A 12,107-nucleotide genomic window follows, 5' to 3' on the forward strand; every position below is an offset into this window, starting at 1 on the left:
ATAGTGCCAACTACCAATCAATGGGAAAGGCTGGGAGTTAAATCCAGCCCTTCTTTTCTTTTTTAAAGTTCGATATCGCCGAACAAGTCAGCCATAGAGAAACCAGTTTGTGTTTCTGGTAATTCGAAATCACGTTTTGCTTCACGTTTAGGACGACGAGCTGGACGTGATTGACGTTTTTCGCCTTCTTCAGCAGAACCTTCTTCACGAGCTGGACGCTCTTCCAAAGCTTTGATTGAAAGGGATACACGCTCATCAGCTGCATTCACTTCAAGTACTTTAACAGTTACTTCTTGGCCAACAGTCAAAGCATCTTTTGGATTTTCAACACGTTTGTGTGAAATTTGTGAGATGTGAACCAAACCATCAATACCTGGCAATACTTCAACGAAAGCACCGAAATCAGTCAAACGTTTCACTTTGCCTTCGATAACATCGCCAGCAGCAAGTTTTTGTTCAACACCATCCCATGGTCCAGGTTGAGTTGCTTTAAGAGAAAGGGATACACGACCTTCAACTTCGTCGATAGCCAATACTTTCACTTCAACTTCTTCACCTACAGAAACAACTGATTTTGGTGAAACATTGCGTTCATGCGACAATTCAGTCAAATGAACCAAACCATCCACACCACCAAGGTCGATAAAGGCACCGAAGCTAGTAATGCGTGCAACTTTACCAGTTACCACTTCACCAACAGATAATTTACCAAATACTTCTTGACGAGCTGCTGCAGCTGATTCTTCAACAACATCACGACGTGAAAGGATAAAGCGATTTTCAGCTGGATCAACTTCTTTGATCTTAGCATCAAACTCTTGACCTACGAAACGTTCAGTGTTACGAGTAAAACGGCTGTCGATCATTGAAGCTGGGATAAATCCACGAAGCCCTTCAAATTCAACAGAAAGACCACCTTTAACAGCACGAGTAACTTTAACAGTTACTACTTCGCCTTCACGGCCTACAAGTTTGTCCCAAGCTTTGCGTGCTTCCAAACGTTTTTTAGATACAAGATAGGTAACAGTGTCTGTATCCTTACCAACAACTTGACGAAGCACAAGTAATTCAAGCGTTTCGCCAACTTTAACAAGTTCATTGATATCAGCGTTGCGGTCGTTTGTCAACTCACGAAGAGTCAAGACACCCTCAACACCAGTTCCAGCGATCGCTACGTTAGCTTGACCAGCATCCACTGTCAATACTTCTGCAGTTACCACATCACCAGGTGTAACCTCATTTACACTGTTCAACAAATCTTCAAATTCGTTCATTAAAAACCTCCGACAATCAAGTCTCCCGACTTAACATAAAATATATTTTATTTAAGGCACACGCAAGGACAACAATATTTAGCTTCTTTGACGAATTAGAGGGGAACTCTAATACCTTGACTGGGGTAGCTGGATTCGAACCAACGCATGAGGGAGTCAAAGTCCCTTGCCTTACCGCTTGGCTATACCCCATGGTGTTTATTCCAAGATAATTTCAAAATTGAACTCTAGCTAAACGCTAGGTAAAAACGATAAGTTTCCTAGCAAATCAGGATTTGCTGTCAACTTCCTATTTTCACTGTGTGTTTGGACGCCCTTAGTATCTTAGAAATGGAAAGAGAGGGATTCGAACCCCCGAACCCGAAGGAGCGGATTTACAGTCCGCCGCGTTTAGCCTCTTCGCTATCTTTCCGCAACACTAACAGCCACTATTCTATCATAAAATACTGACTAAAACAAGTGTTTTAATGGCTTAAATTGTAATTTTCAATAATATTTCCGACAGCTTTTTCTAAAGTCTTATAAAAACTTTCGGCATTTCCATTTTTTAGAACTGCAAAATTATTTTCAGCCAGTTCTGCGATTTCACCAATCATTTTTTTTCCAATGGAAAGTTGATAACCATCATATTTTTGACCGTTCACTTCAACTTTGCTGTCTTCGATTTGAATTTCAATCTTTTTATCTTTTTTTCTCATAATTTACCTCACTTTACTCATTTTACCTAAAAATGAAAAAGCTTGCAAGTGCAAGCCTCTTCGAACCATTCCCCTTGTTGCCTTTTTCTCATAATTTCGTATATTTTTAAAAAGAATGGAGAGTGAACTTGTCCGCAGAATGGTATTTTTCTAACCTTGACTAGTCATTTCAAAGCTAATCTTGAAAAAAGGGCGCACTTGGCCCTTGTAAGTGGAGGGATTTTTTAAACAACCCAACTCGCCAGATGCGCTTGGTTTCCAGTCTTCAACTTTGCCAGGGCAAAGCCAATTATGACAAGAAAACTCATACTGATAGCTAACCTCATCTTCTTCAGGCCTCGAATGGTATGATTCTCAAAACGAAAATCCCTGTCCAATCTTCCGTTGACCCGCTCCACAGAAGTTCTCTTCTTGTACTGTCGCTTAAATTTCTGACTAGCTCGTCCAACTTTGTTAAAAATAATGGGTTCAAAACTCCTTTTCAAGCGAAAAATCCGATCATCTTGGTATTGTGGGTGAAAGCCATAACGCAGACTATCACAGGATTTATCATAACCTTTATACAATAACTCTATTTCTTCACATTGATCATCTACCCAGAAGACTTGACCTGACTGGTTATAGACAATATCAGTATCTAAATATTGTCGTGTTTCCTCCTCTTTCCATCGATGAGGTGCATCAATAATAGGGAGAATATCCGCATCCTCTAAGAGGTGTTGAAGCGGTTCACCGCTGTAACCGCGATCTGCCATCAGATACTGAGCTCTGTCTAAAACTTTCTCACTTAGGTGACTAATCATCTTCTTAGCGACAGTCTGTTCCCCCTTTGAAGCAGGTGTCACTTCCCAGGTAATCGGGAGTTCGTAATGGGCATCCACGATGAGATGACAGCGAAATCCATAGTAATTTTCTTTTTTCACGTACCCATTTTTACCATGTCTTTCTTTACAAGTGAAATCGGCATCCAGATCAGATCGCTTATCTTTTTTCTTTTTCTGACCATAAGGAGTCGCATAACTTTCAATTAGTTTCCCATCTAAAGCCAGTTCCTTACCAAAATCAGGAAGGAGCTCATAGAGGCCTGAAACTCCTGACTGAACCCAGTACTCAATATCGGGACAGAGTTCTACCAAATCTTGAATAAAACGTGAAAAGGCCGATTTGGAGGGAGCGTGAACCAGTTTCCTTGTTCCGTTCTTTAATTTGACACCGTGCGTTTCAAATCCACATATTTGTCGAAGCTGACTATTCATATTCAGATGCCGTATCAATTGTTGGTCGGTTTCCAGCTGTAAAATAAATTTAGACACGTAGGCGATGAAGTAAGATTGAACACTGTAATCTCGACGTCCATGACGACGTCTTTCTTCCAGACACTGGAAGAGGTTGGTTTCTGGCAAACCATCCAGAACAGTCAAAATTTTTTCTAGATCGCCCATTTCATGGTCCTCAAAGAGGTTGAGTTGTGTTATAATTTTCATGTGAGACCTCGCTAATAGCTATAGTTTGCACTACTATTATAACGCTTTGACGTTGAATGATGGCTCACAAAGGGAAAAATCGCTACAGACCGTGGCGATTTTTCTTTTTAGGTGATCCTTAAACCTTGATAAATCTAAGTTCAAGAAAAAGGGGAATGATTCTCTTCAACTTAATCTACTGTCACAATCCAGCCTTCTGGTGCTTCTATATCTCCGAATTGGATACCTGTTAATTCCTTATATAATTTTTCTGTGATAGGGCCTACCTCAGTTTCACTATAAAAGACATGGAAGTCTTCTCCGTTTTGAACACCACCGATTGGTGAGATAACCGCTGCTGTACCACAAGCTCCGGCCTCCACAAACTTATCCAAATCATTGACATAAACATCTCCTTCAATAGCTGTTAAACCTAGGCGTTTTTCAGCTAAATAAAGCAAGGAATATTTGGTGATGGATGGAAGAATGGATGGGCTTATTGGCGTGATAAATTCATTATCAGCCGTAATTCCAAAGAAGTTTGCTGAACCTACTTCTTCTATTTTAGTATGGGTTGCAGGATCCAGGTAAATCACATCTGAGAAGCCAGTATTTTTTGCTTTTTTACCTGGTAGCAGGCTGGCAGCATAGTTACCGCCAACTTTGGCAGCCCCAGTCCCGTGAGGCGCAGCTCGATCATATTCATCTTGAATGAGGAAATTCGTCGGAGCTAAACCACCTTTGAAATAATTACCAACTGGCATGGCAAAGACTGTAAAGATGTACTCTTGGGCAGGACTAACACCAATAATATCACCCACACCTATCAAGAGAGGTCGCAAATAAAGGGTTCCTCCCGTGCCATAGGGTGGTACATAATCTTTATTTGCTTTGGTAACTTGCTTACACGCATCCACAAACATATGAGTTGGGACTTGTGGCATGAGTAGGCGATCTGCCGTCCTTTGCAGACGCTCAGCGTTTTGATCCGGACGAAAGAGTTGGATTGAACCTGACTTGGTTCGATAGGCTTTTAAACCTTCAAATGCCTGTTGACCATAATGAAGAGCCGGTGAACTCTCTGAAAGATGTAGGGTTGCATCTTCTGTCAAGCCACTATCCTGCCATTGACCATTTTTATAATAAGCAATATAGCGATACGGTAATTTCATATAGGAAAAGCCGAGGTTTGCCCAATCAAGTTCAACTGTCATAACGTAACTCCTTTTAATTTGTGACTATTGTAACCCTTTTTGGCAAAAAAATCAAGGAATATTCTGACAATTTAATATTTTTACCTATCTTATCCAACTCAATCAAGTTTAATCTTAATCACTCGATCCATAGAGGTTACAGTCGGATTTAATCGATATTTAATGGATGAGGATTCAAACAAGAGATAAAGATAATGATTTTCAGAAATAAGTTGTTGCATATAGGGTGGTGCTGTCACTTCTTTTAAAAGATTCGTTGATTGATCTAAGTCCTCCAGTTTTTCTATACCTGGAAAGGCAAAAAATAAAAGTTTCGAATCCTTATCTCCGTATGATTGTGATAAAATAATTTCTTTACCCACGATGGCAACACCTTGTATTTGCTGAGGAATTTCAATGACTTTCATCGGGGAATAACTATCACTATTAGGAGATTTTTGGTAAAGGAGACCATTCTCGTCAAGTGAAAATAGAGTCATATATCCCTTGTCATTTTTATCAAAATAACCAATGAAGAGGTGCCCATCTAAGTAGGTCATAAAAGAGGCTTTTTCAATTTTTGCTAATTTGTACTGCTGGCTAAATGAGACTGCTTTTTTAGATTGACTAAAATCTTCTTTTTGTATTGTAGATAATTCTAAAGAAGAAATTTGAGAATTTTTATCCTCATCTGTCGTCGTTATCCAAAGTCTCTTGTGTTGGCTATCATATGCTAATCCACCAACGTGACTGGTTGTCGGCAATACAATTGTTTTTAAATAATCGCCCGTTTCTCTATCTAAAATCCAAAGAACAGAGTCATGAGAATAGCTATTGCTATAGGCTGAAATAAGAACATAGTCTTCAACAAAACTGAGCCCTTGAGGTGTCATATCCTCTGCTTGGTCAACACTCCCCTTATCCTCACCTTTCGCTTGAATCGTATTGGTTTGAACTAAACCAGGCACAATATAAGTTTGACTTTTTTCAGAGGGAACTTTCTCATATAGATCTGGATAATACTCTTTTAATTCCTGATAAAATTCATCCAGTTGATTACTGGCTGCATTGGTATTGGTCCCATTTTCTTCTTTATAAGATGTGCCATTAAATAACTCCAAACCATAAAAACCAAGGAGACCAACTCCAAGGAGAAGACTCACCATTACCACAAACTTTTTCATATCATTCTCCAATCTCAACAATTCATAATACACAGAACCTGAATAGAGTTACTATCATTAGTATATCAAAATATAAAGCTTAAAACGATTTGGTGGGAAATAAAGTTCTTCTGACACATATGGTCGTAAACTATTTTTCCGATATCCTGCCTGTTACACCAATCTAAAAAATTAAAAGCCAAACAAAAGTAAGGCTTTTAATCTTTATTTCACTTTTGCAGCAAAGACACCTTGATCGGAAATAGTATCTGATATAAAGCTTCCGTTGCTGGTTCTTTCTGACAGGTTGAGATTGGTTAAATTAACTTCTTCAACTTGTCCTGTTTGACTTTGTACTTGGAGGATTTGCTGTCTCTCTTCAACTTCTGTGGCAAAGAGATCCAATTCTGCTCCGCCATTTTCCGCAAAGACAGGTCCTGCAAGGAAGACACGGTGTGGTTTAGCCTTGAGTTCACGGAGAACCTGCAAACCGCGTCCAGCGCGCTTGGTCAATGGAATATCGTTGATAGACATGCGTTTGAGACTACCACGTTGCGTCAAGACATACATAGACTTCGTATTTGCAATAAAGGCACTTGCCACCACATCATCACCTTTGAGGTTGATGGCTTTCACACCCGCCGCCTTAGCACCGATAACAGGCACTTCTTCGATAGAAAAATGCAGTGCATACCCATTATGCGTTACTAAGATAACATCATCCATCAGAATTGGCGAAACGGTTACAATGGAATCTGCTTCATTTTTCAACTTAGCAAACTTGAGCGACTTAGACTTGTAGGTCCGCCATGGGGCAAATTCCTTGCGCTCGAATCGCTTGATTTGACCCAATTTCGTCACCGCAAAGTAGGTTTGAGCTCCAAAGTCATCGACAATTTCAGCATAAAGAACTTGTTCTTCATTGCCATAAGTGGTGATGGTTTGTGACAAATGCTCACCAATATCTTTCCAACGAATGTCTGTCAATTCATGGATTGGTCGATAGATGACATTTCCAAAGTTGGTAAAAATCAGCAAATGCTGGGTTGTCTTGACTTTCTCCAGGAAAATCAATTCATCTTCATCCCGCTTACCCATTTCTTCCATTGCTGATGAATTAAACGAACGAGGACTGGTCCGTTTGATATAACCACCACGAGTAATGCTGACAAAGGTTTCTTCTTCTGCAATCAGGCTTGCTGTATCAATTTCGATGGTCTCCGCCTGATCTTGCAACTCACTGAGACGGGGATTGGCAAATTTCTTCTTAACATCACGAAGTTCCTTTTTCATGACATTATACATGGTCCGCTCATCTCCGATAATGGCTGCCAAGGTTGCAATCAACTCGCGCAGTCCAGCTTCTTCATTCTGCAAGGTCACGATATCTGTATTGGTCAAACGATAGAGTTGCAAGGTAACAATGGCTTCTGCTTGTTCTTCTGAGAAATCGTAACTGATTTTTAGGTTTTCCTTGGCATCCGATTTGTTCTCTGAAGCTCGGATGAGGGCGATGACTTCATCTAAGATGGAAATCACTCGAATCAAGCCTTCCACGATGTGGAGGCGTTTTTCAGCCTTCTCTTTGTCGAACTTAGAACGACCGATGATAATATCCTTACGGTGGGCAATATAGCTTGTCAGCATCGGAATAATACCGATTTGACGCGGCGTATAGTTGTCGATGGCCACCATGTTGAAGTTATAATTGACCTGTAAATCAGTATACTTAAAGAGGTAATTGAGGATGGTTTGTTCATCCGCATCCTTCTTCAACTCAATAGCAATGCGTAGTCCATCACGGTCCGATTCATCACGCACTTCTGCGATGCCTGGAACCTTGTTGTTGACACGAACATCGTCGATTTTCTTAACCAGTACAGCCTTATTGACCTCGTAAGGAATTTCAGTCACAATAATCTGTTTTTTGCCACCCTTGAGGTCTTCGATTGCTGTCCGTGAACGAACAACCACGCGGCCTTTACCTGTTTCATAGGCCTTGCGAATCTCATCGCGGCCTTGAATGATGGCACCTGTTGGAAAATCGGGTCCCGGCAAGAACTCCATGAGTTTGTCCAACTTAGCAGACGGATGGTCAATCATGTAGACAACGGCATCGATGACTTCAGATAAGTTATGCGGCGGAATGTCTGTCGCATAACCAGCTGAGATCCCTGTCGCACCATTGACCAAAAGGTTTGGAAAGGCAGCCGGCAAGACGGTTGGTTCTTTTTCTGTATCGTCAAAGTTCCAGGCAAAGGGCACCGTATTTTTCTCGATGTCTTGCAAGAGGAAACCAGCGATTTCAGAAAGACGAGCTTCCGTATAACGCATAGCGGCCGCCGGATCCCCATCCATAGAACCATTATTACCGTGCATCTCAATCAAGGTTTCACGGTTTTTCCAGTCCTGAGACATACGGACCATGGCATCATAAATAGAAGAATCCCCGTGTGGGTGAAAATTACCCATGACGTTTCCGACCGACTTGGCCGATTTACGGAATCCTTTTTCAAAGGTATTGCCATCCTTATTCATGGAATAAAGAATACGGCGCTGTACAGGCTTTAAGCCATCACGAATATCAGGAAGCGCACGCTCCTGAATAATGTATTTGGAGTAGCGACCAAAACGCTCTCCCATGATGTCCTCAAGGGACATGTTTTGAATGTTATTCATAAGATACAAAGGGACGTTTCATTTGTGAAAATTTCTGTAGAAAAATAGGAAATCTGACGAAGATGCTTGCATCTAGGAAAGATTTATCTTTTTACCAGGAAATTGGTCCCTTGTTCAATCCCAATATGGAATGAACTTTCCTTTCGTTTAAGATGAAAAGGGGGTAATTATCTTAAACCCAGACCCTGGCCGGGTTTAATTCCTTTCGTATAATGTGAAGGATTTTTGGCTTTACTGCTAGCGACAAAATGAAAAGAGGAAGTCTTTATCTTTTTTCTAATTATCAGAGAAATCTCTTTAATTAGACTTTCCCCAATATCCATGTTTACTGATCACTCTTTTTTGGTTGACCTTTTCGCCACGCGATGTAGTCATCAATATCAGATTGAACCATCAAGAGAGCAGCTGAAACAACTGCGGCATCATCAAGAAAGCCGAAACTTGGAATAATATCCGGCATCATATCGACCGGTGTTAAAAAATAAATCAAGGCAGCAACGATTGCAATTAATGACCCAATTGGTATTTCTCTATAACGGCCCTCAACATAGGCTTTGACCAAGGAAATCATCACTGCCATTTTACTTATTTTTTTCCCAACGAAAGGAACTATTTTTAACTTTCTTTCAATGGCTTGAAGCAATTTTTCCAGTTTATCAGGACTTTCAATTGTCTGACGAGAGGCATTGTACTGCCCTTTTAATAATTTTTTAGCCTGAGCCTTGTCAATGATACATTTAATAAACATAGTAGTACCTCTTTTTATTTGCTGAAAGCAGTATTTTCCTCAAGCGTAAACTTAACATTGTCTTCAATCCACTTACGGCGGGGTTCGACCTTGTCGCCCATGAGGACATTGACGCGGCGTTCGGCGCGGGCCAAGTCTTCAATAGTGACTCGGATGAGCGTACGGGTTTCTGGATTCATGGTAGTTTCCCAAAGTTGGTCAGCATTCATCTCACCCAGACCCTTGTAGCGTTGGAGGAGAGATCCTTTGCCAAATTCCTTACGCAGGTCTTCCAATTCACCATCTGACCAGGCATAGGCAATCTTTTCTGATTTGCCTTTTCCTTTTGACATCTTGTAAAGAGGAGGTAGGGCAATATAGACATGACCAGATTCAACGAGTGGACGCATATATCGATAGAAGAAAGTCAAAATCAAGGTTTGGATATGGGCACCGTCAGTATCCGCATCGGTCATGATGATAACCTTGTCATAGTTGGAATCTTCCACATTAAAGTCAGCTCCAACTCCTGCTCCAATGGTATAAATCATAGTGTTGATTTCTTCATTCTTCATGATATCAGCCATCTTAGCTTTGGCAGTATTAAGGACCTTACCTCGAAGTGGCAAAATGGCTTGGAATTTCCGATCACGACCTTGTTTGGCTGAACCACCGGCAGAATCTCCCTCGACTAGATAGAGTTCATTTTTCTGAGGATTTTTGGACTGAGCTGGCGTCAATTTCCCTGACAATAGTCCCTTGTCCTTCTTGTTCTTCTTGCCATTGCGAGATTCATCACGCGCCTTACGGGCTGCCTCACGCGCATCACGCGCCTTAATAGCCTTACGAATCAAGTTAGAGGCGATTTCTCCATTTTCCAAAAGGAAATAGGTCAGTTTTTCTGATACAATGCCATCCACAATTGGTCGAGCTAAAGGTGACCCCAACTTGTCCTTGGTTTGCCCTTCAAACTGCAGATGCGCTTCAGGCACTAAGAGAGAAATAATAGCAGACAGACCTTCACGGTAATCAGAACCTTCTAGATTCTTATCTTTTTCCTTAAGCAAGCCCGTCTTTCGTGCAAAATCATTCATAGACTTAGTGATGGCTGCTTTCAATCCGGTCTCATGAGTTCCCCCGTCTTTAGTACGGACATTATTGACAAAGGAGAGGATATTATCTGAGAAACCATCATTATACTGGAGGGCGACCTCTACTTGAAATCCTTGGTCTTCACCAGCAAAGAAAATGACTGGGGTCAAGGTTTCCTTGTCTTCATTCAAATATTCAACAAAATCCTGAACTCCATTTTCATAATGGAATTCTTCCTTAAGAACTTCATCTGGACGGTTATCCGTCAAGGACATGGTCACATTTTTCAGCAAGAAAGCAGATTCTTTGAGGCGTTCTGAGATGGTATTGAATTTAAAGTCCGTTGTCGAAAAGATGCTATCATCTGGCATGAAGGTCACTTTTGTCCCAGATTTAGACTTAGGTGCCGTACCAACTTTCTTCAGACCTGTCGCCGGTTTGCCACCATTTTCAAAGCGTTGCTTATAAACCGTTCCGTCACGGGTAATTTCCACTTCTAACCAGCTAGACAGGGCGTTCACTACGGAAGACCCCACCCCGTGAAGACCACCAGATGTCTTGTACCCTCCTTGACCAAACTTACCACCCGCGTGGAGAATGGTAAAGATAACTTCAACGGTTGGGATTCCCATAGCGTGCTTCCCAACGGGCATTCCGCGACCATGGTCAGCAACAGTCATACTGCCATCCTTGTTGATGGTCACGTCAATTCGATCGCCAAAACCAGACAAGGCCTCATCAACTGCATTGTCGACAATTTCCCATACCAGATGGTGAAGTCCTGTACCATCGGTAGATCCGATGTACATGCCTGGACGTTTGCGAACAGCATCGAGACCTTCCAAAACCTGAATGGCATCATCATTGTAATTGTTTATATTTATTTCTTTTTTGGACATTCTATCCTCCAAATTTTTCATCCTTACTATCTTACCAAAAAAACGGAAAAGGTGCTATATTTAAACGTTTATTGCCTTATTTTCAAAATATCAATCCTCTTGCTTCTCCTATCCGCTGTATCAATAGTTGATGAAATTTTAGTAAGAACTTGCGATATTTTACTGTGTCTCTATGGTATAATAGGAGAATGATAGTGACTATTTTATTTTTAATGATTGCTTATTTACTGGGATCCATCCCATCTGGCCTTTGGATTGGTCAAATTTTCTTCAAGAAAAATCTACGCGAATACGGATCTGGTAATACTGGAACGACCAATACTTTTCGAATATTGGGTCCTAAAGCCGGATGCATCGTCTTTCTAATGGATTTCTTCAAGGGAAGCTTAGCCGTTTGGTTGCCCATGATTTTTCATGTCCATGGCTTATCGCCCATTGTCTTCGGTTTATTTGCTGTTTTGGGCCATACCTTTCCTATTTTTGCTGAATTTAAGGGTGGTAAAGCAGTCGCAACTTCAGCAGGCATGCTGATGAGTTTTTCTCCAGTATACGGGCTTTTCCTCCTTGTCGTCTTTTCTACAACGCTTTTTCTAACATCCATTGTTTCTTTGTCCAGCGTTGTGGCAGCGACTTTCGCTATTTTGACCGTCATTCTTTTTCCAGCCGTTCATTTTATTCTTCCCAAATATGACTTGATTTTCACCTTGGTCATCCTCTTCTTAGGCTGCTTTGTTATTGTCCGACATAAGGATAATATTAAACGCATTCAAGAAAAGAGAGAAAACTTGGTGCCTTTCGGCTTAAATATTACCCAACAAATCAAAAAATAAGAGGCTGGGTAAACTCAAAATTTAGACTTTCTATTTAAATCATAATAACCAAAAATGGCTTAGAATTAACGTTTCTGACGACGTTATTC

Annotated in this window: 9 protein-coding genes and 2 tRNA genes; 1 reads left to right on the top strand and 10 read right to left on the bottom strand. The window is 40.9% G+C overall.

Annotated elements, in window-relative coordinates; all coding sequences use genetic code 11:
* Positions 1-62: 62 nt before the first annotated feature.
* The 10 genes from rpsA to parE form a co-directional block, all read right to left on the bottom strand.
* A complete protein-coding gene (gene rpsA / locus BN1356_RS04090) occupies positions 63-1,274 on the bottom strand; it encodes a 30S ribosomal protein S1 (protein WP_093650144.1) in 1,212 nt (403 codons plus the stop codon).
* A 120-nt stretch (positions 1,275-1,394) separates the two neighbouring features.
* Positions 1,395-1,466, bottom strand: a tRNA-Gln gene (locus tag BN1356_RS04095).
* A gap of 139 nt (positions 1,467-1,605) precedes the next feature.
* Positions 1,606-1,686, bottom strand: a tRNA-Tyr gene (locus BN1356_RS04100).
* Positions 1,687-1,738: 52 nt separating this feature from the next.
* A complete protein-coding gene (locus BN1356_RS04105; protein ID WP_093650145.1) occupies positions 1,739-1,972 on the bottom strand; it encodes a DUF2969 domain-containing protein in 234 nt (77 codons plus the stop codon).
* A 224-nt stretch (positions 1,973-2,196) separates the two neighbouring features.
* Positions 2,197-3,456 carry a transposase gene (locus BN1356_RS04110; protein ID WP_093650146.1) on the bottom strand — a complete coding sequence of 420 codons (1,260 nt, stop codon included), beginning with the start codon at positions 3,454-3,456 and terminating at the stop codon, positions 2,197-2,199.
* A 170-nt stretch (positions 3,457-3,626) separates the two neighbouring features.
* Positions 3,627-4,649 (bottom strand): branched-chain amino acid aminotransferase, encoded by a 1,023-nt coding sequence (locus BN1356_RS04115; protein ID WP_093650147.1) that lies wholly within the window; start codon positions 4,647-4,649, stop codon positions 3,627-3,629.
* Between the two features lie 98 nt (positions 4,650-4,747).
* Positions 4,748-5,812, bottom strand: coding sequence for a hypothetical protein (locus BN1356_RS04120; RefSeq protein WP_093650148.1), 1,065 nt, complete (start codon positions 5,810-5,812; stop codon positions 4,748-4,750).
* 204 nt (positions 5,813-6,016) lie between these two features.
* Positions 6,017-8,470 carry a DNA topoisomerase IV subunit A gene (parC, locus tag BN1356_RS04125; RefSeq protein ID WP_093650149.1) on the bottom strand — a complete coding sequence of 818 codons (2,454 nt, stop codon included), beginning with the start codon at positions 8,468-8,470 and terminating at the stop codon, positions 6,017-6,019.
* Positions 8,471-8,795: 325 nt separating this feature from the next.
* Entirely contained in the window at positions 8,796-9,218 is a 423-nt protein-coding gene (locus BN1356_RS04130) for a YkvA family protein (protein WP_093650150.1), read from the bottom strand.
* Between the two features lie 14 nt (positions 9,219-9,232).
* Complete coding sequence (gene parE / locus BN1356_RS04135; RefSeq protein WP_093650151.1) at positions 9,233-11,188, bottom strand: DNA topoisomerase IV subunit B; 1,956 nt, start codon at positions 11,186-11,188, stop codon at positions 9,233-9,235.
* A gap of 188 nt (positions 11,189-11,376) precedes the next feature.
* Here parE and plsY point away from each other — a divergent pair, with 188 nt between their 5' ends.
* On the top strand, positions 11,377-12,018 hold the full coding sequence (plsY, locus tag BN1356_RS04140) for a glycerol-3-phosphate 1-O-acyltransferase PlsY (protein WP_093650152.1): 642 nt from the start codon (positions 11,377-11,379) through the stop codon (positions 12,016-12,018).
* Positions 12,019-12,107 lie beyond the last annotated feature (89 nt).

Origin of the sequence: Streptococcus varani, assembly GCF_001375655.1 — a bacterium.
Taxonomy (GTDB): Bacteria; Bacillota; Bacilli; order Lactobacillales; family Streptococcaceae; genus Streptococcus; species Streptococcus varani.